The sequence below is a fragment of the Microbulbifer variabilis genome, assembly GCF_052467165.1.
This window is the reverse complement of sequence record NZ_CP174301.1, coordinates 47,176-72,146: the sequence shown is the minus strand read 5'-3', so window position 1 is coordinate 72,146 and position 24,971 is coordinate 47,176. Positions and strand designations below refer to the sequence as shown.

The following is a 24,971-nucleotide window of genomic DNA, read 5'->3' as shown; positions in this document are numbered from 1 at the left end:
TTAACAATCTGCTAAAAATTCAAAAAATAATTTACCGGCACATCGGATAAAAAATCCGGAAAGACTATGAGCAAGAAAAAATATTTTGAGCTGGACCAGCCCCTACGCCACCCGGACCACCACCGCCCGGTAACCCGTCGTGATTTTCTAGCCCAGGGCTTCCGCGCGGGCATGGCGACAGTATTAGGTGGCTCGGTATTCAGTATGTTTGCCAACCCGCATAACGCCCACGCAGCTCTGTCCTCCGATCTGGAAGACCTGCGCAAGAGTAACGGCGGCCCCTGTGATGTAAGCGCTTTCGGCGCCGGTAAAATTCCGTTTATCTGTTTCGACCTCGCCGGTGGAGCCAATATCGCCGGCTCCAATGTATTGGTAGGCAAACAGGGTGGCCAGATGGATTTTCTCGGCACGGCCGGCTACAACAAGCAGGGTTTGCCGGGCGATATGATCCCCTCTGCCGGAGAAGGGTTTGTTAACAACGACCTGGGCCTCGCCTTCCATAGCGACAGCGGTTTGCTACGCGGAATTTTGGAAAAAGTGGGCTCTGGCACTGCCGCGGCTACCAACGGTGCAGTAATCCCGGCGCGCTCGGAAAACGATACCGGCAACAACCCCCACAACCCCATGTACGGTATCAATCAGGCCGGCGCCAACGGTTCCCTGTTGGCCCTGATCGGCTCCCGCTCCAGTGATTCCGGTGGTAACTCCATGTCTCCGTCGGCAATGATCAATCCAGAGGTACGCCCCACCAAAGTGGACAGGCCTTCTGATGTTACCGGCCTCGTGGATGTGGGCGATCTGGTGGGACTGCTCAGCCAGGAAGACACGGTTGCAGTGATGGAATCCATGTACCGTATTTCTGATGCCAAGCTGGGTAAGGTAAACACCCGCGTGGGGGCCGATGCCATTATCAAGGACATGGTGCGCTGCGGTTATATGAAGAGCGCCGATCTGGCGGACCGCTTCGGTAATCCCGCCGATCTGAACCCCGAAGCCGATCCTGATATTGTCGGTCCCTCCGGCATTTTTACCAGCGCTGAACTGAGTGGGGATGGGGAATTCCGCAAAACTGCCTCAGCAATGAAACTTGTGGTGAATGGCTATGCCGGTGCCGGCACTATCACCATGGGTGGCTACGACTACCATACCGGCGACCGTGCCACCGGCGAGATGCGCGACCTGCGTGCCGGCCGCTGTATTGGCGCCTGCCTGGAGTATGCTGCACGTCGCAACCAGCCACTGATGATTTATGTCTTCAGCGATGGTTCGGTATTCTCCAACGGAATGATCGACGACTCTGTCGAAGGTCGTGGCAAGGGGGTGTGGACCGGAGACGATCAGCAAACCGCTGCTTCCTTCTTCCTGGTATACAACCCTGCGGGGCGTCCGCAATTACTCGGTGGTAGCGCCGATGAACAGGCAAGGCACCAGCAGCTGGGTTATATGCGTTCCTCCGGGGATGTGGAAACGTCCTCAAGCCCCGCCGCCAACAACGTCAACCTATTGGTAGAAACTGTAGTGTTGAACTACCTGGCCCTACATGGTGAACAAGGTAATTTTGCCAGCCTATTCCCCAATCATGGGCTCGGTAACAGTACTCTCATGGACAGCCTGACCGCTTTTGCCCCCATAAGATAATGTGATGCCGAGATGTTGCGTTTTATTCGATCTCTCCTGTTTGGTGGTGCCGCCCTTTGTGCGGCACCGGTATTGGCCGAGTGGCACTATGCCGAGCGTGCAATCATGGGCACTGAAGTCCGCCTTCAGCTCTGGCACGAGAATGCCAGTGAGGCTGAATACCTGATCGAAGAGGTGATGACGGAATTCCATCGTCTGGATAACCAGTTGTCACCTTACAAAGCAGAAAGTGAACTATCCCTCGTCAATCGCGAGGCAGGTAGAATAGCGGTCAATATTTCCGATGAGCTGCTTTCTCTGGTGGATAAGTCTCTCTGGTTCAGCCACCTGACCGATGGAGCCTTTGATATCAGCTACGCTACTCTCGGCAAACACTATGATTTTCGCAACGGGAAACAGGCAGACTCCGCCCTTACCGATTCTCTAATCGAGGCGCTGAACTACCGCCACTTATATTTGAATAAAAAGTCCAAAACCCTGCGCTTTGGTCACAGCGAAACAAAAATTGACCTGGGTGGAATTGCCAAGGGGTATGCTGTGGATAAAGCCATTCAAATTCTCGAACAGGCTGAAGTCTGCTGTGCCAGTGTCAGCGCCGGTGGCGATGCACGTATGCTAGGCGATAAACGCGGCGAACCTTGGCTGGTAGGCATTCGTCACCCACGAGAAAAAAGCAAAAGTGCCGCAGTAATTCCCCTGCGTGACATTGCCATTTCAACTTCCGGTGACTACGAGCGCTTTTTTATCGATGAACAGCAAGAGCGTATTCATCATATTTTCAATCCAAATACCGGGAAACCCGCAGATACAGCAGTTGGAGACAGCGATAAGTTAATCAGTGTCAGTATTATCGGCCCAAGGGGTTTTGATACCGATCCACTTTCCACTAGCGTATTTGTCCTGGGTAAGAAAAAGGGACTGGCGCTCATTGATCGCCTGCCCCAATTTGAAGCAGTGGTTATCGACAGTAACAAACGTCTTTTCTTCAGTCAGGGACTGGCAAACCCACAATAATCGTTTCAACGTCGTAAAAAATTTGCCAACGGGATCACACCAGATAGCTGCGCCCCTGACATAATTTGCGCCCATTACACAATAAAGCCAAAAGCAAGCGAAAGGCCTTCCATGGGACGCGTTCTCCAGTTGTTTATTTTCTCACTCGCTCTCTTCACAGGCGCAGCGTCTCAGGCTCAGCAAGAGTCTTTTTCCGCTGAAAAGCTGGAAAATCTAAAGCGCGATGTTATTAAGTTAAACCGGGATTTGTTAATCCTGGAAGAGGACCTGCTCTACCCCGCACAAAGCCAAGTGGCTTTTTATGTTTCTGTGGATATCGGTCACTATTTTCAGTTGGACGCTGTTAAATTACATATCGACAATAAACTCACAGCTAGCCACCTGTATACCGATCATCAGCGCAGTGCCCTTGTGCGCGGTGGTATCCAACCCCTACACAAAGGCAACCTAAAATCTGGTAACTACACCATTTCCGCTTTCTTCACCGGTCTTGGACCAGAGGGACGCGAGTATAAGCGGGGCGCGACTCTAGAGTTGGAAAAGACCGATGAGCCCGTTGTTATCGAATTGCGCATCTCAGATAAAACCGGCAAACAACAGCCGGACTTTGAACTCGTTCAATGGCCCACGCCCTGATTACCCATGAGCTACCGGCCCCTCTCCCGCATAATATCCCTCAGTGTCGCTTTGCTAGGTGTCAGTTTGCCTGCTTATGGCACCGAGACCGAAGTTACCTCGGAAGAAATACCGCCTCAGGAAAAGACGCAATCCGAAGACAAAAAGTATCGCCAAGCTCAGGATATGTCCTACGGGGCAACCCTGTATGAGTACTTTCAAGGCAATAATTTCGATGCCCTCAGCACCCTGCTTGTCGCCAAGCAACGTGATTCAATTAAAGTTCACCGCGACAGTGCCGCATTGATCGAAGGGGGAATCAGCCTCAGTTTTGGTCTGCATCGACACGCTGCCGAACTTTTCGAGCTACAGCTTCATACCGGCAATCAAAATACAGATCCCAAACTTCGCCAGGCTGCCTGGCTGAAGCTGGCAGAGCTGAACTATTTGCAGGGTGACTTTTCCTTGGCGGCAAAAAATCTGGAAAAGTCTGGAGCCATAGATTCCTCCACCCTTCCCCTTAACCTGGCCTTGCGCAGTGAAGAAATCTCCACAGCCCAGGAATTCCTTAAAAGAGCCGATCTGCCGCTGTCAGAGCGCCTACTCGGACACATCAATCTAGGCGCAGCCTTAGCCCGAAGAGGAGAGTTAGTTGCCGCCGCCGAGGAATATCGCTTCGCAAGCACACTGGCGACTGAGCAGGATGAACCCTCAGAGGATATCCTGATACTCGCGGACAAAGCGCATGTCGGCGCTGGCTACGCTATGGCATTGTCAGAGCAGTTTTCCCAGGCCCAAGCTGAATTTTCCCAAGTGCGCCTGCACACCCCCTGGGCAACCAAAGCTCTGCTCGGGCTCGCTTGGTCTTCGATCAACAGCGAGCAATACCAGGAGGGGGTAGATGCCCTGCGTTTTTTATTGGCAGAACACCAACACAGTCCCGCCGCACGGGAGGCAAGGGTCGCCCTGCCCTATGCCTATGAAAAGCAGGCTGAACGCAATAAAGCTCTAAGCGCCTATAGTGATGCAGCCACATATTTCGAGAGCACATTGCAGCAGCTGCAGCACTTACAGCGGAAGCTGTCTTCAGAACCGCTGGCGGATGCCAGCCAATTTAGTCAGTCACAACGCTACGGCTGGCTACAACTGGCTCAAGCCGCACCCTTACTGCGGGACAACCAGCATTTTCTCTTACCCATTTTACAGAGCGATCAATTCCAACTGCGCCTGTCGGAGCTGCGCGACCTGCAGCAGATGGATAGGGTACTCAATGACTGGTCACAAAAAATTCCACAATTGCATTCATTGATCGAAGAGCGTCACCAAAGGCGCTCCGGCATCATCGGGCAGTACCAGAGCGCAGAGTTTGACCAGCAACTGCAAATCGCCAAGCAACACTACCGCAATCTCAACGATGCCCTGGCCCAAATAGAAGGGGAGCGTGACGCACTGACTCTGCTCGAAGCTACCAGCAACGGGGAGGGTGGAAATAACAGTGAGATATTCGAGATGCTGGAGATACTCCAGGGCGCTGAGCATCGCTATCAACTACTGCGCAGTAACGGTAAGGGGTCCGACTACCAGGGCGAGACCCTGGCTAAAGCCCGTGGCATTTTATTATGGCAAGCCAGCGAACAGTATCATCACCGCTTGTGGCAACAGCGCAAAACTCTGCAACTACTCGAATCCAGCTTACGCGATGGTGAGAAGCAACTAGGTAAAACCTCTGTAGAAGTGGGCCGCGCACCGCAATTGACCCAGCTAACAGAGCGCCTGGCTAGCACTGCGGCGCAATTATCCGGCCAACGCGCAGCCATAGCCGAAACGGCTTCAAAGGTTGAGGCTGCCCTACGCCGGGATATTATTGCTGAGCTGGAGCGAGAGCAGTCGCGGATTCACAGTTACCAAGCCCACACCCGCCTCGCTATCGCGCGCTTACAGGATGCCTCCATGCTAGAGGCCGCCAGCCAGCCTCCGCCAAAAAACCCTGAGAAAAATACTCAGGTGGAAACGCAAGATGGCGAAAATACTCACGAAAAAGGCAATGCCACAGTAGAGAAAATAACTGAGGAAAAGACCGCAGAAGCTCTATTGCCCGATAATGAAGGGGGGCAGAGTGAATAGGTTTGGTTCCAGAAGCTTTTCCCTGCGTCTGCTCACTGCCGCTATCTGCTGTATCAGTACCGCCTGCAGCAATCAGTCCGCACTGACACTTGCAGATCTGCCCACGGCCACGGCTGCTTCCACTGAAGAACCTGTATCAACTCCCCCTGAGTTGATATCGGTTGATCTCGCCACTCTCGTGCAGAGCTATCAACAAGCACTGGCCAGCCAGCCAGACCCGCAGATTCGCGCACAGATTCGTTTGCGCCTGGCCGATCTGGAAATGGAGCGACTGGAGCAACATCAGGCGGATAACCCGGAAGTTTCAGTCGGTTTTGCCAGTGCGGTGCAGCACTACCAGACACTCGCCAAAGAGAGCCCCCGAGACGACTATATTCTCTATCGTCTGGCGCGAGCTCGTGCTATGGATGGCGAAATGCCAGGCGCACTGCAAGCACTGGAGCGCATCGCCCAGGGCGCACCTGAGTCACCGTTTATAGGGGAGGTTTTATTCCGCCGAGGCGAAGCGGCTTTCAATCGCAAGGAATATTCGGCAGCGGCACGGGACTTCCGCGCATTGCTGGAGAAGGGCGAAAGTCCATTTTCCGATAATGCCCGCTATATGCTCGCCTGGTCAGAGTTTAAATCCAGCGATTACCGCCGTTCCACGGAGATATTTCTCGAGTCTCTGGATATTCTGCAGCAGCGTGCCAGCGAAGCAGAGTTACCTCTGGGCCAGAAGCGCCTGCGCGAGGATAGCCTTCGTGGCCTGGCCCTGAATTTTAGTTACCTGGGCGGTGCCGAAGCTATCGAGTCCTTTAATCCCGATGGCAAACCACGAGGTTATCAGCACCTGCTGTACAGCGCTCTGGGCAATTGGTATCGAGAGAAAGAGTTATTCCGCAACAGCGCGGATACCTACCTGGCTTTTGTTAAGCACTACCCCAATAGCACTGAAGCGCCATCATTACATTTGCAAGCTATTGAAACACTGCAAAATGGCGGCTTACACGATGAGGTGCTTCCAACCAAGCGGGAATTTGTACAACGCTATGGTATTCGCAGTGAGTATTGGCAGCAGGCAGAGACAAGTCAGCGCGAAGCCCTGGCACAATCACTGCGCCCCTGGCTTGAGGAGTTAGCCCAATTTGACCACGCGCGCGCACAGGAACTTGCTCAGCTAGCAAGCAAGGCACCGGCTAATAAAAGTAAACAAAAACAGCAGCTAAAAGCTCAGTCTCGCAAAGCTTACCTAGCGGCAGCGGAACTCTACCGGCAGTTTTCACAGACTTTTCCACAGGACCCCCGCACTCCACCAATGGTCTTCCTGATGGCCGAATGTCTCGAGCAGGCTGGCGACTACGCTGGAGCCTGGCGCGCATACAGCCAGGTAGCCTGGGAATACCAAGACAAGAAGCATGGTGCGGAGGCTGGTTATGCAGCCATTCTTAGCTCGGCACAAGTGCATAAAGAAACACCGGACCAGGATGCCGAGCAAAAAATCCTGTGGCTGGATCGCAACATTGAGGCCAGCCTTAAATTTGCCCAGAGCTGGCCACAGGATAAAAGAGCCTTACCAGTACAACTATCTGCCGCAGATAAGCTGCTACAACAGTCACGTTTTGCCGAGGCTATTGCCGCCGCACAAGCTGCAGATCAGTGGCAGCCACCAGCGAATAAGGCTCAGCAATTAAATATCGCGATGATCCTGGCTCACAGTCACTTTTCATTGAAAGATTATATGGCTGCGGAAGAAGCTTATACCCGTGCGCTGAATATACAGCCTAAGGACAGCCATTTGCGCGAGGACACACGCAAGCAACTTCAACTTTCCATCTATCGGCAGGCAGAGTTGGCACTTGCGCAACCAGCACTCACCGAGGATGGCAGAGAGATTCCCAGTGAGGAGGCGTTGCGCCACCTGCTGCGAATCAGGGAGAGTGGACGCAGCGAAATTGCAGCCACCGCCCAGTATGACGCGATCAATTACCTGATGGAATTACAGCAGTGGCAGCGTGCCAGTGCTGAACTTGCAGACTTCCGGAGTTTCTATCCTGCACATCAGCTGGCACCTACCCTCGCCGCCAAGGCGGTAGTTATTTTTGAAGCCTTGAAAATGCCTGCCGCTGCGGCCGGCGAATTACTGCAACTTGCACAAAATGACCCCGACCGAGAAGTACGTCGCCAATCCTTATTCCTCGCGGCGGAAAGCCTGCAAAAAGCAGGTGAGCATCAAGGTGCCATTGAGAGTTACCGTAACTACAACAAGCTCTGGCCAAAGCCTGTTGAACAACGTCTGGAAGCGCAATATCAGTTAGTGCAACTGTACGCGCAAACCAATCAACCTAATAAACAGAATTATTGGCTACAGCAATTAGCAAAAAATTCAGAAAAATCCCCTCGGGGCCGCTACCTGTCCGCCTATTCCCAAAGCGCATTGGCAGAGCAGAGCTATGAAAAATTCGCTTCATTAAAATTGCACTTGCCGCTAAAAACCAGTCTCGCCAATAAAAAGCGCGCGATGAAAACCACCGTGGCCGATTATCGCAAGGTTCTCGAGCTGGAAATTGCGGAATTCACCACCCAGGCCAATTTCCGTTTAGCTGAAGTTTATCGACAGCTCAGCCATGACCTGATGGAATCTCAACGCCCCAAAAACCTGAATGATCTTGAGTTGGAGCAGTACGAAATCCTACTGGAAGAGCAGGCCTTCCCCTTCGAGGAAAAGGCTATAGAGCTGCATCAGGCCAATATTCAGCGCACCAGTGATGGAATTTACGACGACTGGGTCAAACGTAGTTTTGCCTCACTCGGCGAACTGTTACCCGCACGCTACAAAAAACCGGAAGCAACCCTGGAGTGGAGCCATGCACTGCATTGATTTGCGCAATTGCCCCAGTGGTATTTTTCGCCTCACAGCAACACTACTGATTCTGGCGACACTCAGCGCCTGTGGCAGCCTTCCACTTGGTAAAAATGCTCAACAGAAGGACGCCTCAATTGAGCATGTAATTACCGAAAACCCCTATTTGGCGGATGCCAAGCGGGTTCCCAAAGAGGCCAGCGTCGCTATGGCTCAGGCACACGAGAGCTTTAACAACGGAGATAGCTCAACCGCAGTGCAGCAGCTACAGCAGGTCATTGAACGCTGGCCAGAGCTCTCTGGCCCCTGGCTAAACCTCGGGATAGTACAGCAGAAAAGTGAACAGGCCGAGAATGCGGAAAATAGCTTTCGCAAGGCGATTGAGGTCAATGACGGTAATGTATTTGCCTGGAATCAGTTGGCTGCACTACTACGCGACGCTGGCCGTTTCGAAGAGGCCGAACAGTGCTACCTGCAGGCGCTGAACCTTTGGCCCGACTTTAGCGATGCGCACCGCAATCTGGGTATTCTCTATGACCTCTATCTAAACAGGCCGGAAGAGGCATTACAGCAATACCGTTTGGCCCAGAGCAGTCGAGAACAAGAAGACAAATTACTCGGCGCTTGGATACTGGAACTGGAGCGTAGACTCTGATGCGAGATAAATTAATCATTCTAATGTCCGTAATATGCACCTGCTTCACCGCCCGTGCCGAAGAAATCACCACATTGGAATCCACGGTAATCGGCAGCCAGGAACAGCCCAAGGTGCTGTATATCATCCCTTGGAAGCAAGCCGACAGCCTGCAGCGCCTTGATAGTTCTCTGGCTCAAAATTTTAATACCGTTTTCAAGCACCAGGAGTTCTCAGAATTGAAACGGGAAATTCAACTGCTCAGTACCAAGCCGGTTATTGAAGCAAAAAATGAATAGAAAAAATAATAATACTCATCAAGCACCACAAACTAATGTAATCGTGCTTTTTTGCTGAAACTCAGCACTCCAGTGGAGCAGGGATAAGCCACCACAGGTATTTCACTTATCAGTAGATGATTGTCGAGCCCTCATCAGGCCCCACAATATTCATCAGTATCATGTCCGATGTCCATGGAATGGCCGTTTGGCAAAAAAATATCGCTAATTAAACACTTACTTCTGTGGAGACACTCATCATGGAATTTACTCAGGCGTTATTGCGCTTTTTCCAGACTGGCGGCCCTTTTATGTACCCTATTGCCCTGGTGCTGGTTATCGGCCTCGCCATGGTAGTGGAACGCTGGATTTTTCTTTCCCGCGCTAAGAGCGCCAATCGCCGCGCTTATCTGCAGGTATTACCACTGCTACAAAAACGCAGTTACCAGAATGTATTACAACTGGCCCGGGACAACGATGCTGCGATGGGTCGCATTGCCGCCGCCGGTATTAATACCCTGCAATTCGCCAAGCGCGAGGAAAATATTGCATTGGCAATCGAAGAGGGCATCCTCGAAGCAGTACCGCGCCTGGAAAAGCGCACCAACTACCTGGCTACCCTGGCCAATATTGCTACCCTACTCGGTTTGTTAGGCACCATTATGGGCCTTATCGCAGCATTCACCGCTGTAGCCGCTGCCGACCCTGCGGAAAAAGCCACTATGTTGTCTACCAGCATCTCCGTAGCAATGAATACCACCGCATTCGGGCTTATCTCAGCAATTCCCCTTCTGCTATTTAATTCCATGCTACAAAACAAGACCAATGAAATTGTAGATAGCCTGCAGATGGCCGGAGTAAAGTTCCTAAACCTGTTGACTATGGGCCGCCCACAAAAAACGGAACAGCAGCGCGCAGTGAATGCCTGAGGGCTCTCGCCATGTTGAAATTAAATATTCGTCGCCGTGGACACGAGGAAGCAGAGCTGGACATCACCTCTTTTATGAGCCTGATGACTATCCTGGTTCCTGTACTACTGCTCAATATGGTGTTTTCCCATATTTCAGTTTTAAAACTCAATCTTCCTGGCATCAGTGATGGAAGCAGTAGTGCAACTGAACAGGAAAATCGACAGTTGGAACTGGTATTACGCACCGCACATGTTGATATCAATTACCCGGCCGGGCAACTAGTCAGGCGAGTGGAGAATACCGATGGTGAACCAGATATGGAAACTGTTTCCCTGATACTGCAGCAGATAAAGCGTAACTTAAGGGAAAAATCCATCGAGAAAGACGACTTGGTCATTCTTTCGGAAAAAGGTACATCCTATAAAACCCTGGTGGCAGCAATGGATACCGCACGCAGTTATCGAGCAGTAGTTGCCGCATCAGTCGTCGATGCCGAGTTGTTCCCACAGATTTCCCTGGGCGATGCCCCCCAGCAAACAACCGTAGCGGGGAAATAAAATGATGCTTAACGCAGCCGCCAAATTACAGGAGCGGCGTCAGCGACAGAAACAACAGCAATCGAAGCTCAATCTGGTTTCTCTAATGGACATTTTCACCATCCTGGTATTTTTCCTGTTGGTGAACTCCACTAGCGATGTACAGGTTTTGCAAACAGACAAAACCATCAAGCTACCCAAGTCCACTTCCCAGCAAAAGCCGGAGGTCACTACGGTTGTGAGGGTCAATAACCAGCAACTATTCGTTGGTGATCGCATGATCGTGGGCATTAATAATATTGATGCTGGTAAGGAAAATATTGAACCCCTCTTGAAGGAACTGGAGTACCGCGCCGAACGCGCCGGTGAACTCAGCGACGAGCAAAAGCAAAGGGGACGCTCGGTCACCATTATGGGCGACGAGCAGGTTCCCTATGAGTTACTCAAACAGATTATGCAGACCTGCGCCCAGGCAGATTACCGCGATATCTCTTTTGCTGTAGAGCAGACAGCACCAATAGATCCTGCGGGGGTGGAAAGCTGATATGAGCACTGCAACCAGCCGCTATGCCCCCTGGCAACTACAGGAAACCCTGTTGCCCTGGTCTGCTTCCAACCAGGAAGACCAGCGCTTTGTAAAATTCCTGCGTGCAGGGCTTATTGTCTTCGCCGTTTGTGGTTCCGTCATTACCTTTGCTCCAGTGCCGGAGCTGACCAGAGAACAGGCAGAACGAGTGCCACCACAACTGGCCAAGGTTATCCTGGAGAAGAAGGAACTCCCAAAGCCTAAGCCCAAACCCAAGGCCAAACCGAAGCCTGAGGAAAAAAAGCCTGAGGCAGAGAAGCCCAAAGAAAAACCGGAACCAAAAAAAGTCGAGAAGGAAAAGCCGAAACCGGCTCCCAAACCCGAGCCCAGCAAAGTAGAGGCACCCCCTGTTGCCACTATACAAAAGGCGCGGGAAAAAGCGGCGAGCAGCGGCATCAACGCCCTGGCCGACGATCTATTGGATATGCGTGAGAGTTTTAACACGGGTGAGGTTACCCGCGGTCAGCTCAGTGCCGGTAACGCCACTGCCGCACAAACACAGCGCAATATGATCAGCGACAAATCCAAAACTTCGAGCGGCGGTGTCAGGGCCGGGAGCATCAGCACTGACACGGGAGGCGTCTCACTGGCGGGCCGACAAACCACCCGGGTTGAGCAGGCCCAGGCGAAGGGCTCCGCCAAGCAGGCAGCCAGGAGAGTCAGGGGTGAGAAGTTGGCGCGAACCGACAATGCCATTCGCGGCATAATGGAGGCCAACAAGGCGGCAATCAATGCGATCTACGATCGTGCCTTACGCCGTGATCCCACCCTGCAGGGTAAAATTACCGTGCAGCTGGTCATTGAAGCAAACGGCACTATTTCGTCCATCAAGTTGATAGAGAGTGAGCTGGACAACCCCGCCCTGGAGCGCAAGCTGCTGGCGAGAATCCGTATGATTAACTTTGGTGCTGCAGATGTTAAAGCCACAACCCGCAATTACTCTATCGACTTCCTGCCATCCTGATCGGGATTATGGATAAATGACATTGGCACAGCGCAGCAAACCTTTAAAGCTTGTCCGCTGTGCCAATTTCTCTTACGCACTGATTAATTCAAATCTGCAGCGTATTGTCGCAGTAGATGTAGAGGTACTATCTTCAGAGCTTTCACATGGGTACGCTGTAAAAAAACTCTCGGTGCCCTATCCTGCTGCTGGGCCTCCAACCAGCGGGCGGCGCACAGGCACCAGCGATCTCCCGGAGCCAATCCCGGAAACCCGTACTCCTCAATCGGTGTACTCAGGTCGTTGCCACGGCTGCGGGAAAACGCCAAGAACTCATCATTCACTTCCACTCAAACCGTGTGGGAGCCTTGATCCTCTTTACAGGTGTTGCAGCAGCCATCGCGAAAAAAACCGGTCGTCGGCTCCAGGCTACAAGGAACTAAGGGGTCACCGAATACATTAACCGAGCTGTCCATTTCCATAATTAACCCTCCCGGCCCTGGTCACTGATTAGTTCGATATCCACCAACTGCCAGTGCAGCCCATTGCGCTGCATAAGCACACGTAATTCGGCGCGATCGTTCTCGCCATACTCGGCACTCAGGTGATTGATATCAGTAAAGCGCCAGCTCATGCGTTGCCAGCTACTATTGGAAGTGCCACCTGTTTCCTGGTCATTTTCCAGGACAGGGGCAGCCTCTTGCTGAGAATCCTGGGCGAACAGCTCCCGCTCAAAAGCCTGCAAGTCCTCACCACCACGCAGTAATCTGGCAACACCTTCCGGGGTAATAAACTGTTGCAGCAATGGCCCCATAAAGAAATTGGCCCCAGCAGTCACTAGTTCATCAAATTCCTGTGGTATCGAATTGCCAATGGAGGAGCGCAGCTGACTTTGCAGGCGAAGCTTTAAATTGTCACGTAATACCGGAAAATCCACATAGCGTTCCAAGGTATCAATACTCTCTCGCCTTGTCTCAGGCTCATCTGCCACAGCCATCTGAGCTGCCCGCTGCAGCTGTTCGAGCGCATAAAAGGGCAACATCACGTAACCCGCAATCAGCAGCACCAGTACCACAGCCCCAGACCACAGTGTTTTCTTCATTATCACCTTCCTCTCAACCTATAAGTCGATTTTATGCTGAGAAAGGTTCATCACCTAATCCGCCACTGTGCTGGCGTGGCATTGTTCCCACATCGCGCCTGTGAGATATTCGCATCCAAGACTCTGCACGCCTACAAAATAAACCTTTAATGAGGACAATATAAGGATGAGTGATATCTACAAAGCTCCCGAGGCCGAGCTTGCTGGAGAGGGTGGAACTGGCGACTCTGGATCACTTGAGAAAGGCATTGCCGGGGATTATTCATTTTCTATTGGTGAAGCCATCAGCGAGGGCTGGCAGCTATCGAAAGGCAAGAAGCGCACAGTATGGTTTGCCATTATTCTCTATGTCATCGCAATTGCTGCAATCAGTTTTGTTGCCGGCCTTCTTACTGGTTACCCGGCATTTGATCCAGTAGAGGCCGGCAACGCTTCTCTCTCATCAACAATCATTTATAACCTGATCACTGCAATTGTAGGGGTTCCTCTGGTTGTGGGGATGATGATGGTGGGCATCAAGATCGCTCGTAAAGAAGAGACCTCTGGTACCGAAGTCTTCGCCCACTTCGACAAAATAGTGCCCTTGTGTGTGACTTACATCATCATGAGTATCCTGATGGCTATAGGTTTCCTTTTGCTGGTGATTCCGGGAATTTATCTGGCTGTTGCCTACATGATGGCTCTCCCCCTGGTAATAGATCAAAATCTGGGGCCCTGGAAAGCTCTGGAAGCCTCCCGCAAAGCCATTACTAAAAACTGGTTTGCTTTTTTAGGTTTCTTTATCGTATTGCTTCTTATCTACCTTGCGGGTGGTCTGGCACTGTTGATAGGTCTGATCTGGGCTATACCGCTGGCTTCTATTGCATACGGCGTCGCCTATCGTAAAGTCTTTGGCGGCCCCCAAGGGACATAATCCATTCGACCTGACAGGAGCGGTGGCTTGCTGGATACCACCTACAACGTCGAAACCCCCGAGGGAATCGACTTGCGTGCACGGGCCGCGGGGCCCGTGCCGCGAATTCTCGCCTTTGCGGTGGATTTGTTTTATCGCACATTGATACTGGCTGGGCTCGGTATAGCCCTGGCCTTTGCCGATACGGCAGGCATTGGTATCTGGCTCGTTTGCTCCTTCCTGTTGGAGTGGTTCTACCCGGTATTTTTTGAAGTGCTGCGCGGCGGTCAGACACCGGGGAAAAAAGCCTTTGGTCTGATAGTGGTAAACGACAACCTGACCCCTATTTCCTGGGGCGCCTCCATAGTGCGCAACCTGCTGCGCTTTGCTGATTTTCTCCCCTTTGCCTATGCTACCGGTGTTATCGCCATGACGATTGGGCGACACTTCCAACGCCTCGGCGACTTGGCTGCGGGCACCCTGGTTGTCTACCGGGAAGAGGACAAGGCACCCATAGCCCTGCCGGACAGCTCACCTGTGCCGCCACCACGCAACCTAAAACAACAAGATCAACGGGCCCTGGTCAGCCTGTTGGAACGCCACAATGACCTCAGTGAAGCCCGCCAACAGGAGCTCGCCAATTTACTCGAACCCATTACCCATAAGAGGGATGGCGCCGCGCTGGGTTATCTGCGCTCAGTAGGCAGTTGGCTATTGGGTGGCAGGGGCTAACGATTTATGCGACAGAGAGACTTCGAAAACCGCTATCGCGATAGCTGGGTGCAATTGGAAACCTGGTTAAAAAGCAGTGGCAAAAATACTGATGCAGCCACACTGGACCTACCCGCAGCCTATCGCGATTTATGCCAACAGCTGGCGGTGGCCAAGGAGCGACAATACTCCAACCGTCTAATTGACCACCTCAACCAGCTGGTAATGGCAGCCCATCACCAGGTCTACCGCCAGCAGACCCTGCGTCGCAAAGGCTGGCTGCACTACTTACTGTCGGGCTTCCCCCAGGCAGTGCGCGCCAACGGCCGAGTCGTAGCACTGGCCAGTGCCCTGTTCCTGCTGCCAGCACTGGTAATGGGCATCGGCACCTACAATAACGACGCACTGATTTATGCAGTGATGTCACCGGGGGACGTGTTATCCCTGGAGTCCATGTACGATCCAGGCAACCGCGTGCTGGGTCGCGAGCGTGGCTCCGACACCGATCTGGCCATGTTCGGTTTTTATATCAAGAACAATATCGGTATTGCTTTCCGCACTTTTGCCGGTGGCATCCTGTTCGGCCTCGGCTCCATTTTTTTCCTGGTTTTCAACGGTGTCTATCTCGGCGCGGTTTTCGGCCACATAACGCGGGTCGGCTTTGTCTCCACTTTTTATCCTTTTGTGATCGGCCACGGCGCCTTTGAACTAACCGCCATAGTCCTGGCCGGTGCCGCCGGTCTGCTTCTCGGCCGATCGCTGGTAGACCCAGGGCAACACCGTCGTGCTGTAGCCCTGCGCCTGGCCAGTATCGAGGCAATGAAAATCATGTATGGCACCTTCTTGATGCTGGTCATTGCCGCCTTCCTCGAGGCCTTTTGGTCATCCAGTACGGCGACTCCGATCAGTATCAAGCTGGGTGTCGGCGGCCTGCTGTGGTTACTGGTTTTTGCTTACTTCACCCTGGCTGGGCGCAGGGAGGAAAACAATGCAGGTTAAAAACCTGGCTGTGCAGGCGCGCCTACGGTCTCAGTGGGAATCCATCGACCTGGGGACGGCGCTGGCGAGAAAATATTGGCTGCCTTTATTCCTGGTGTGGCTGCTACCGGCCGCCCTGTTAATGGGTGCACTGGCAATGCTATTTCCCGGTGCTCCCGGTTGGTCGATGTTTGCTGTGTGGTGGCTTAAACCGGTTTTCGATCGCCTGCCTTTGTTTATGATCAGCCGCGCCCTATTCGGCTCACCGATATCGGCCTCGGCCGCTCTCAAACAGTTTTTCACGCAGAACCGTCACGACTGGCTGCTTTGGATTACCCTGCGCCGCCTGAGCCCAACCCGCTCTTTTGATCTGCCAGTCACCGTATTAGAGCAATCCAGTGGCAAAGCGCGTAGCACCCGTATCAGCATGTTGCACCGCAAGCATTCCAGCGCCGCCACCTGGCTGACGTTGACTGGTGTCCACCTGGAGGGGTTCTTCCTGGTGGCTGCATTTATCCTAATCTACCTGTTTATTCCCGAGCAGATAGCGGCCAACATCAATTGGCAGCCGATATTTAGAGGCGAAACTCTGGGGCTGGAGTGGATCTCTAACGTGCTCTACCTGTTTATCATGGCAGCGGTAGCTCCGTTTTACATCGTCTCGGGTTTCTGTCTTTATATAGGCCGGCGTATTGAACTTGAGGGCTGGGATATTGAAATCCAGTTCCGCGATTTGGTTCAGCGCCACCAGCGCGAACATCGGCCGCGTCAACGCGGCATTACCGGAAACTCGGCCGCATTACTCCTGGTTTTTACGCTCTCCTTCGGCTTCCTGGCTTCAGCACCGGATATAAAGGCAGACGCATTGGAGACACCTCAGCAAGCGCAACAGCACATCGATGAGATTCTCGCAGGCGAGGATTTTCACCGGGTGGAGGAGATCAGTGGCTGGCGCCTGAAGGAGAGGGAAAGCAGGGAACAGAAAATTCCCGAGTGGCTGATTGAATTTATTGAGTGGTTGTTAAACCGCTCTCCTGATGACGACAATGCCTCCACTTCCAGCTGGGGCCCTACTATTGCCCGTATCATCGAGATCCTGTTATGGATTGGTGTAATCGCAGGGGTGATCTACCTGGGCTGGCGCCATCACGACACCATCCTGAAGAATCTGCGCTGGCAGCGCAAACCCAAGCCAAAAGCCGCCGTGCCAGAAACCCTGTTCGGACTCGATGTACGCCAGTCGAGCCTGCCCGACGATGTGTGCGCAGAAGTGCTGCGCCTGTGGCAGACAGGGGAACAGCGAGCTGGCCTCGGTCTACTGTATCGAGCCACCCTGTCCCACTTGATTGAGGATTTCCAGTTTCACTTTGGCGATCATCTCACCGAAGCAGAATGTGCCCAGCTGGTACACCGGCGCCAGAGCGAGCCCGCGGAAGACCTGCCTTCAGTGACGGCTCCACTGAGCCAGTTTGTACAACAGCTCACCAGCGATTGGCAGCAACTGGCCTATGCCCACCGTAGTCCGGTCGATGCTCGGATGAGCGCATTGTGCCAGGAATGGCAAGAGGTATTCCGCAATGACAGTTAAACGTCTGTTGATCGGTATCCCACTGCTACTCTGTGCGCTGATGGTATGGGGGTTTTTAACGCTTTTTGAGCGCTACACCGAAGAGCGGGACCGCGGTTGGGCCCCGGAGGCGAGGCGCAACTGGTTCCTGGCAGCGGAGCAGTACCTGGCAGCTTTAGGATTGGAGCCTCGCCAGGCGGAAAACATTTCCGTATTGAATGAACTCTCCCCGGACGCCACCCTATTTATCTCCGATTCATCCCAGGTATACAACCCACAACGAGTGGATGAGCTGCTGGATTGGGTGAGTAGTGGCGGCCATGCCATTGTAGTGGCACGCACGGAGGGTTTTGATTTTGAGGAGCAGCGCAGCGAGGAGCGCGACTGGCTACTGGAGGCATTGGATGTCTCCATCATGGAGGGGCATGGGGAGTACTTCTTCGACAACCCTCTACAACAGCTGCTCGGAGAGGACGCAGAGCTGAGCCCTGAACAGAGCCCTGGCGAAGCCATGCGCGAATACAACCGCAGAATTGACGAAGGCGATTTCCCAGAAGAGAAAAAAGCTGAGACCAGTGGAAAGAAACCCCGCAATCCGGATGTAGGGCCGGAAGACCTGGTCAATCTACCCACAGATAATAGTGGCGAGATCCAATTGCATTTTAATGCCAGCCACCTGCTCTATCACCCAGGGCTGGACGACAATACTGTCGCGGGGGCACCGGTATTCTGGGCCAGGGTGTGGCGCGACGACGAGGCTGTGCCCTTTATACAATTCGAGCGTGGCCGCGGAGTTATTACCCTGCTGACTGACAGCGAAATCTGGCAATCTCACCGTATAGGACACTTCGATCACGCCTATTTCCTACAACTGTTAGCAGGTAATGGGGAATTTGTCTTCCTGACCCGCCCGCGCTTTGATTCTCTCAGTTACCTGGCGCGCAAGTATGCCGCAGAGTTTTTCCTCGCCGGTGCCCTGGCCCTGCTCGGTTGGCTGTTATTGCGCGCGCGCCGCTTTGGCCCCCTGCAACCGGCACCGGAAACCGCGCGTCGGTCCCTGCTGGAACATATCTCTGCCTGTGGCCACTATTACTGGCGCCATGATCGCTGCGAACAGCTATTGCGCGGTCGGCGCGCTGAACTTTTACGCCTCCTAAGGGCCACTGATGCCGATTCCACGGACCGGCACAAACTGGCTGTGAGACTCAGTGCCGCTACGGACCTAAGCGAACACAAAATCATCGCCAGCTTGTGGGGCTCACCGGCTACCAGCGAAGAAATTTTTACTGAACAAATGCGCAATCTGCAGCGAATCGAGGCAGCCCTATGAGCGATACTACCCTTCAACCAGAACAGCAAACCCACCGCGACACGCCTGACTGGCAGGCCGCCTCAGCCCAACTGCAGTTACTGCGCAACAATATCAATCGCCTGCTGATTGGCCAGGAACAAGTCGTTGACCAGGTATTGGTGGCCCTGCTGGCTTCCGGCCATGTACTGTTGGAGGGCGTGCCCGGCCTCGGTAAAACCCTATTGGTACGTACCCTGGCCAACTGTTTTGGCGGCAGTTTCCGCCGTATTCAGTTCACCCCAGACCTGATGCCAGCGGACGTCACCGGCCACGCCATGTACAACATGGGCGAGAGTCGCTTCGAAGTGCGCCGCGGCCCGGTCTTCACCAATCTGCTGCTGGCAGACGAAATCAACCGCGCGCCGGCCAAAACCCAGGCGGCTCTGCTCGAGGTGATGCAGGAGAAACAGGTCACTATCGACGGCACAGCGCTGCCTGTCCCCAGCCCCTTTATGGTGCTCGCCACACAGAACCCTATCGAGCAGGAGGGCACCTACCCTCTGCCAGAGGCGGAACTCGACCGTTTTCTGCTCAAGGTCCTGATCGATTACCCCAGCCTGGAGGCGGAGCTGCGACTGGCTGCTGCTGCCAGTAGTGGGCGTATAGAACAGCGCCTGCAGGAAAAGCCGACCGGTGAAATAACCATCGAGCAGCTGCAGCAACTACAAACACTGGTCCCCCAGATAGCCTTGGACCAGCAAGTACTGGACTATGCAGTGCGGTTGGTTCGTGCCACACGGGAGGCCACCCAGCTGCGCAGCCCAGCGGGCCCAAGAGCGAGCATTGGCTTGTTACAAGCGGCCCGCGCCAGCGCCCTGTTGCAGGGACGCGAGTTCGTTCTGCCCGACGATATCAAGGCGATGGCAATTCCGGTAATGCGCCACCGTGTCAGCTTATCCCCGGATATGGAGATCGATGGTGAAACCGCTGACAGCGCCCTGACGCAGATTGTCGATAGTGTCGAGGCGCCTCGGCTGTGACCCAAAGTGCTGCCGCCACAGAGGCACAAACTGCCCCAATTCAGCATGGTCATCCGGGACCCAGCCAACGCCTGGTGAAACTCCTCAGTTACTGGTGCCTGGCCGCTCTGGTGATCAGTATTGCGCGCATCTGGATACCCGCAGCAGTGGCACTTATCGAGACAGCTTGGTGGACAGGCGGGACCCTGCTGATCGGTGCTGCACTTTTGGACTTCCTTACCGGCCGCAGAATCACCGGGCTTGAGGGCGAACGCCGGCTGCCAAATAACCTGGCCCTTGGCGTGCGCAACAGCGCACGCTTGAAATTGCGCAACAACGGCCCGCGTACTTTACAACTCTCCGTCTGTGACAGCGTGCCACAACAACTGGCAACTACTGGTCTACCGCGGAGGGCAAAGTTACAGCCGGAACAGGAGGTCTCTGTTGAATACTCCCTGGTACCGCATCGCCGTGGTAGTGCCAATTTCGGTCGGATAGAGATCCTCGCTGATTCCCCTTGGGGCCTGTGGCAAACCCGACTATGGCTGGGTCGAGAGCAGTCAGTAAAGGTTTACCCCAACTTTCTCGGTATCTCCTCATTGCAGGCCCTTTCCACAGAGCAGACCCTGCGTATGCTCGGTTTGCACCAGCAACAGCGCCGTGGAGAGGGCATGGACTTTCGCCAATTGCGTGAATACCGCCAGGGTGACAGCCAACGCCAGGTGGATTGGCGGGCCAGCTCACGCCTGCGCAAGTTGATCAGTCGCGAATATCAGGACGAGCGCGACCAGGAAATTATCTATATGCTCGACTGCGGTCGACGTATGCGCGCCAAAGACGGGGGGCTGAGTCATTTCGACCACGCATTGAACGGTTTATTATTGTCCGCCTATGTGGCAATTAAGCAGGGAGATGCTGTTGGTCTGCACGCCTTCGCCGCAGGCCAAGACAGCTCTGGGGGGCAGCTGCCACCAGTCAAAGGGGAAAACGCGATCAATCTGCTGCTGAATAATGTCTACGATCTGCACTCCGGAACCGGTAGTGCCGACTACAGCGGCGCAGCCCAACAGCTCCTGACCAAACACAAGCGTCGCTCACTGGTTATCCTGATCACCAACTTGCGCGATGAAGACAGTGTGGAGCTACTTGCCGCAGTGCGGCTTCTCACCCGTAATCACCTTGTGATGGTGGCAAGTTTAAGGGAAACCGCTGTGGACCGCCTTGCCCAAAAACCTATCGAAGACTTTTCCGGAGCTATAAAAGGGGCCGCTGCACAGGATTTCTTGCACCGACGCGCTCACCTGCTTCAACAGTTACAGGCCTGCAATGTACTGGTTGTAGATTCACGCCCGGAGCTTCTCCACCAAGCCTTGGTGGAAGCCTATTGGTGCCTTAAGCGTAGCGGCAAAATCTAATCGGTAACCCTTTGGGGAAATTTTCCGGCCTGAGACAAGTAGCGCCAGTTAAGGGATAATAGCGATGTACTAAAAACAACAATTCCCAAACGCAGGGAGCGTAACACAAACATGTCCCGGCTCACTATCGACCAACTCGACCGCGCAGAGGTAAAAACCTCCCCTTATCCTCATTTCTACCTGGAGCGATCTCTGGCCTCTGACGATGCTACTGCTCTTATCAAAGAGTTCCCATCATTACAAAAGGGCGGTAGCTTCAATATCGCAGATGTGGAGGCCTCGGATCGCCTGCGCCATTTTATCCAACAGTTCGACAGCGCCAAGATACGAAAAATACTTGGGGAAAAGTTCGATCTGGATCTTTCTGATAAACCCATGATGGCAACCCTGCGAGGATATTCCCGAGCAAAGGACGGACGGATTCATACAGATTCGAAGAGTAAATTAATTACTGTGCTTATTTACCTTAACGAGGAATGGCCATCGCCCACCGGGCGACTGCGTATTCTACGCAATGGGGATGATATGGAGGACTATACCGATGAGCTGATCCCTGGCCCGGGTTCTCTACTGGCTTTCAAGGTGACAGACAATTGCTGGCACGGCTACCCAAGCTATGAGGGCAAGCGGCAGTCAATCCAAATCAACTTCCTTACCGGCGATAGAGCAAAAAACAAGCACCAGTTTTTCCATGGAATCAGTGCAAAATTGAAATCCATATTTCGCTAATTTAGCAAAAACATTTTTATGAACTGATAAATATCAAGTCAAAGGATAAAAACGGCGATAACATTATTTATCCGGTGATGGAATTTTCCTCTCCAGCAGGAAAACCTGTTGCCACTTGGCACCGGGAAACTAAAATAGATCCCGGCAAATCACAGATCCGCTATTTATGAGCCGTAAGCGCACCCTTCAAAGCTGTCCGCGCCTGTCCCGATGGCAGACGTTGTTGCTTTTATTGGTATTTCTCAGCGTTCGCGGCTTGGTACCGGCTGGATTTATGCCAGCTGCTTTTGCAGCTGGTACGCCCTATGGCCTGTGCCATGGAGATAGTCGCAGCGCCTTGCTTTTAAATGCGCTGGCTACCCCACCTACCCTTGAGCACCATCACAATCACCAGGCTGAACACAGTAGTGGCCATAATCACGATGCGTTGACCGCGCATTCGTTTGCCGACAATCACTGTAATTTTTCCGCCGCTGCTACTGTTGCCAGTGTCCCAGTAGCAGACTTGGATTTATTTTCTGAAGGGCAAACACCTCGCACTTCAACCCCCGGCTTCAACTTAGTTTCTGCCGTCGCCTACACTTTACCCCTTATTCGTGCCCCTCCCCGGCCATCCATTATTTAAATATTTTTCGACTGTTTATGTCGTAATTTTCTGAGGCTCCGTAATTCATAACCACTGCTTGTCAGTATGTGGCTTTGACCTGCGTCCGCACATATAGCCTCAGAGGAAAAGGAGCTCCAGCTGGCCCTATTTGCCAGCAGGGAGAAACCCGCACTCACCTGAAAAATGGGTGCGCCAATGCCTGTGCTCACGATGCAGGCAAATGATGGATAGATCAGAATGCAAAAAGTGATTAAAACCAAGCCTCTCAAGAAAAAAACTGCAGAGAAATTATCCGATGGATTTCACCTGCCTACTCCGCTCGCACTTGCGATTTTTGCCAGTTGTGCCTACCCAAGCAGTCTGTTTGCCAGTGAGACAACTGAGAGCAAGGGTGAGGAAATGGAGCAGATGGTTGTTACTGGGGTAAAAACTGAGCTGCCCTTAAACCTGGTGACAGATCCGAAAAAACCGCGTCAGCCATTACCTGCTAATGATGGTGCCGATTATCTGAAAACCATTCCCGGATTTACTGTAGTGCGCAAAGGCGGAACCAGTGGCGATCCATTGCTTCGCGGCATGGGTGGCTCAAGACTGGGGATGCTATTGGATGGTGAATCCATGATGGGAGGCTGCCCTGGCCGTATGGACCCCCCTACTGCTTATATATTTCCCGAGAGTCTCGATGAAATCGAAGTAGTAAAGGGACCACAAACTGTCTTACACGGTCCCGGTAACTCCGCGGGGGTAGTGCTGTTCAAGCAATTGCAGGAACGCCCCACAAAAAATGAATGGGATATGCACGCGAGTCTGCTCGCCGGCAATGCTGAGAGAAAGGATGGGCTATTCGATATCGCCTATAAAACTCCACAGTTCTCTCTACGTGGGTCAAGCTCTTCAGCCTCTGCTGACGATTATGAAGATGGCGATGGTAACAAAGTGCATTCCAATTATGAGCGATGGAGCGGCAAGGTAAACCTTGCCTGGACTCCTGATAACGATACCCGCCTGGAATTTGACAGCGCTTTCAGCGATGCCGAGGCAGCCTATGCCGACCGTGGCGTGGATGGCAGTAAATTTGCGCGTGAGAATTATAAAGCCAAATACCGCCACAGTAATATCGGCGATCTGTTGAATGCCGTCGAAGTGCAGGTGTATTACAACTATATCGACCACATAATGGATAATTACAGTCTGCGTGAACCCTCGGGAATGACTGCTAACCCCATCGCGATGAATTTAGACAGCGAAACACTGGGAGGCAAAGTAAGCCTACAACTTACCCCTGTAGAAAATATCGAACTGGCTACTGGGCTGGACATGTGGAAAAACCGTCACCGTGGTCGTATGAGCATGAACCAGGCGAGGCTCGATTACCGCCAACTCAACTGGGATGCGGATGCGGAATTTTCCCAGCTGGGCATTTTTTCCGAAGCCAGTTGGCAGTTTGCTCCCGATCAACGCTGGATCGCCGGTGCCAGACTGGATGATTGGGAGGTGAAAGATCTACGAGAGACCATCTCGGTCTCTATGATGTCCAAAGTAGATAACCCGACCGCTGGAGAGAGTCGCTCCGAGCAGCTACGTAGCGGTTTTATACGCTACGAATTGGCGCTGCCGAGTGCCCCCAACAGTTCTACCACTCTTTATGCCGGACTCGGATACAGTGAGCGTTTCCCGGATTACTGGGAAATATTCGCCCGAGAAGGAGAAAACTCCTACAGTGCGCTCGATATTAATTCGGAAAAAACCACCCAATTGGATATCGGATATATTTATCGTAGCGAAAAGCTATCCGCCAGTATATCTACCTTCACCAGTGACATTCGAGATTATCTACTGGTCCAAAACGATTATCAGAAAGCAGCTGTACCCATGGGGATGGGTGACATGACTTCTATGAGTAGTGATATGGACATGGGGGAAAGCACAGATATCCGTACCACTGCTGTAGTCCGTAATGTGCAAGCCCGCACCTGGGGGCTGGAGCTGGATGCCAGTTACCAGCTGAGTGAAAACTGGCGCACGGAGTTAACCCTTACATCTGTACGCGGCGCCAACGACACAGACAAAACCACCCTGGCCCAACTTCCACCATTGGAAACCCGCCTGGGCCTGCATTATGAGCAGCCCCAATGGTCTGCTGGCGTATTGTGGCGGGCCATATCCAGTCAGGATCGCGTGGATATCGGCAAAGGCAATATTATCGGCCAGGATTTTGGCACAACGGATTCTGCCGATGTTCTCTCTATTAATGCAGGATGGCGGCCCGGTAACAGTTTGCTGATCACTACCGGTATCGACAACCTACTGGACGAAACCTACGCGGAGCATGTCAGCCGTGCCGGTGCAGAAATTCCCAACTTTCCACAGATATCAAGGGTAAATGAGCCTGGTCGTACTTTTTGGCTAAAGGCAGTTTATCGAATCTGAGATTCGGGGCTCCTTGTGAGCCCCATCTCTCTACCTGATGTTTGCAAAGCCAGTCACATGATTACGACTTAATACAGGTGGAAAAGAGGAAAATAGCAGCCGGCATTAA

General features: G+C 53.0%; 22 protein-coding genes and 1 pseudogene. 21 read left to right on the top strand and 2 right to left on the bottom strand.

The annotated features are described in order from the left end of the window. Window positions 1–66: 66 nt before the first annotated feature. From ACJJIP_RS00340 to ACJJIP_RS00290, 11 genes are all read left to right on the top strand, one after another. Window positions 67–1,638, top strand: coding sequence for a hypothetical protein (locus ACJJIP_RS00340; RefSeq protein WP_020414165.1), 1,572 nt, complete (start codon window positions 67–69; stop codon window positions 1,636–1,638). Between the two features lie 12 nt (window positions 1,639–1,650). Continuing rightward, window positions 1,651–2,652, top strand: a complete 1,002-nt coding sequence (locus ACJJIP_RS00335; RefSeq protein WP_444945994.1) for an FAD:protein FMN transferase — start codon at window positions 1,651–1,653, stop codon at window positions 2,650–2,652. A 111-nt stretch (window positions 2,653–2,763) separates the two neighbouring features. Further along, complete coding sequence (locus ACJJIP_RS00330) at window positions 2,764–3,288, top strand: hypothetical protein (protein ID WP_020414163.1); 525 nt, start codon at window positions 2,764–2,766, stop codon at window positions 3,286–3,288. 6 nt (window positions 3,289–3,294) lie between these two features. Next, complete coding sequence (locus tag ACJJIP_RS00325; protein ID WP_444945993.1) at window positions 3,295–5,391, top strand: tetratricopeptide repeat protein; 2,097 nt, start codon at window positions 3,295–3,297, stop codon at window positions 5,389–5,391. Beyond that, window positions 5,384–8,251 (top strand): tetratricopeptide repeat protein, encoded by a 2,868-nt coding sequence (locus ACJJIP_RS00320; protein ID WP_444945992.1) that lies wholly within the window; start codon window positions 5,384–5,386, stop codon window positions 8,249–8,251. The genes ACJJIP_RS00325 and ACJJIP_RS00320 overlap by 8 nt, the downstream gene beginning before the upstream one ends. After that, window positions 8,238–8,888, top strand: coding sequence for a tetratricopeptide repeat protein (locus ACJJIP_RS00315; RefSeq protein WP_020414160.1), 651 nt, complete (start codon window positions 8,238–8,240; stop codon window positions 8,886–8,888). Before ACJJIP_RS00320 ends, ACJJIP_RS00315 begins: the two co-directional genes overlap by 14 nt. Continuing rightward, the gene (locus tag ACJJIP_RS00310) at window positions 8,888–9,166 is read left to right on the top strand and encodes a hypothetical protein (protein ID WP_444945991.1); all 279 of its coding nucleotides are present in this window, start codon (window positions 8,888–8,890) and stop codon (window positions 9,164–9,166) included. Before ACJJIP_RS00315 ends, ACJJIP_RS00310 begins: the two co-directional genes overlap by 1 nt. A 239-nt stretch (window positions 9,167–9,405) precedes the next feature. Then, a complete protein-coding gene (locus ACJJIP_RS00305) occupies window positions 9,406–10,074 on the top strand; it encodes a MotA/TolQ/ExbB proton channel family protein (protein ID WP_252083686.1) in 669 nt (222 codons plus the stop codon). Between the two features lie 11 nt (window positions 10,075–10,085). Further along, window positions 10,086–10,613, top strand: a complete 528-nt coding sequence (locus ACJJIP_RS00300; protein WP_020414157.1) for an ExbD/TolR family protein — start codon at window positions 10,086–10,088, stop codon at window positions 10,611–10,613. Window position 10,614: 1 nt separating this feature from the next. Continuing rightward, window positions 10,615–11,136, top strand: a complete 522-nt coding sequence (locus tag ACJJIP_RS00295) for an ExbD/TolR family protein (protein ID WP_444945990.1) — start codon at window positions 10,615–10,617, stop codon at window positions 11,134–11,136. 1 nt (window position 11,137) lies between these two features. Then, a complete protein-coding gene (locus ACJJIP_RS00290; protein ID WP_020414155.1) occupies window positions 11,138–12,142 on the top strand; it encodes an AgmX/PglI C-terminal domain-containing protein in 1,005 nt (334 codons plus the stop codon). An 83-nt stretch (window positions 12,143–12,225) separates the two neighbouring features. On the opposite strand, the pseudogene ACJJIP_RS00285 reads toward ACJJIP_RS00290, so the two are convergent. Continuing rightward, window positions 12,226–12,597: pseudogene (locus ACJJIP_RS00285) on the bottom strand (DUF2237 family protein). A gap of 8 nt (window positions 12,598–12,605) precedes the next feature. Continuing rightward, window positions 12,606–13,223, bottom strand: coding sequence for a DUF2939 domain-containing protein (locus ACJJIP_RS00280; protein WP_282952190.1), 618 nt, complete (start codon window positions 13,221–13,223; stop codon window positions 12,606–12,608). A 166-nt stretch (window positions 13,224–13,389) separates the two neighbouring features. Between ACJJIP_RS00280 and ACJJIP_RS00275 the strand changes: the two genes are divergently transcribed. From ACJJIP_RS00275 to ACJJIP_RS00230, 10 genes are all read left to right on the top strand, one after another. Beyond that, a complete protein-coding gene (locus ACJJIP_RS00275; protein WP_020414152.1) occupies window positions 13,390–14,136 on the top strand; it encodes a hypothetical protein in 747 nt (248 codons plus the stop codon). Between the two features lie 27 nt (window positions 14,137–14,163). Continuing rightward, window positions 14,164–14,847 (top strand): RDD family protein, encoded by a 684-nt coding sequence (locus tag ACJJIP_RS00270; RefSeq protein WP_282952188.1) that lies wholly within the window; start codon window positions 14,164–14,166, stop codon window positions 14,845–14,847. Between the two features lie 6 nt (window positions 14,848–14,853). After that, window positions 14,854–15,825, top strand: coding sequence for a stage II sporulation protein M (locus ACJJIP_RS00265; RefSeq protein ID WP_353375490.1), 972 nt, complete (start codon window positions 14,854–14,856; stop codon window positions 15,823–15,825). Then, window positions 15,815–17,392, top strand: a complete 1,578-nt coding sequence (locus ACJJIP_RS00260; RefSeq protein WP_444945989.1) for a DUF4129 domain-containing protein — start codon at window positions 15,815–15,817, stop codon at window positions 17,390–17,392. Before ACJJIP_RS00265 ends, ACJJIP_RS00260 begins: the two co-directional genes overlap by 11 nt. After that, complete coding sequence (locus ACJJIP_RS00255; RefSeq protein WP_353375488.1) at window positions 17,382–18,701, top strand: DUF4350 domain-containing protein; 1,320 nt, start codon at window positions 17,382–17,384, stop codon at window positions 18,699–18,701. Before ACJJIP_RS00260 ends, ACJJIP_RS00255 begins: the two co-directional genes overlap by 11 nt. Beyond that, a complete protein-coding gene (locus ACJJIP_RS00250; RefSeq protein WP_020414147.1) occupies window positions 18,698–19,702 on the top strand; it encodes an AAA family ATPase in 1,005 nt (334 codons plus the stop codon). The genes ACJJIP_RS00255 and ACJJIP_RS00250 overlap by 4 nt, the downstream gene beginning before the upstream one ends. Further along, window positions 19,699–21,096 carry a DUF58 domain-containing protein gene (locus ACJJIP_RS00245; protein ID WP_444945988.1) on the top strand — a complete coding sequence of 466 codons (1,398 nt, stop codon included), beginning with the start codon at window positions 19,699–19,701 and terminating at the stop codon, window positions 21,094–21,096. Before ACJJIP_RS00250 ends, ACJJIP_RS00245 begins: the two co-directional genes overlap by 4 nt. A 111-nt stretch (window positions 21,097–21,207) precedes the next feature. Then, on the top strand, window positions 21,208–21,825 hold the full coding sequence (locus ACJJIP_RS00240) for a 2OG-Fe(II) oxygenase (RefSeq protein WP_020414145.1): 618 nt from the start codon (window positions 21,208–21,210) through the stop codon (window positions 21,823–21,825). A 166-nt stretch (window positions 21,826–21,991) separates the two neighbouring features. Beyond that, a complete protein-coding gene (locus ACJJIP_RS00235; protein ID WP_157533568.1) occupies window positions 21,992–22,450 on the top strand; it encodes a hypothetical protein in 459 nt (152 codons plus the stop codon). A gap of 219 nt (window positions 22,451–22,669) precedes the next feature. Then, complete coding sequence (locus ACJJIP_RS00230; RefSeq protein WP_444945987.1) at window positions 22,670–24,862, top strand: TonB-dependent copper receptor; 2,193 nt, start codon at window positions 22,670–22,672, stop codon at window positions 24,860–24,862. The last annotated feature ends 109 nt before the right edge of the window (window positions 24,863–24,971 follow it).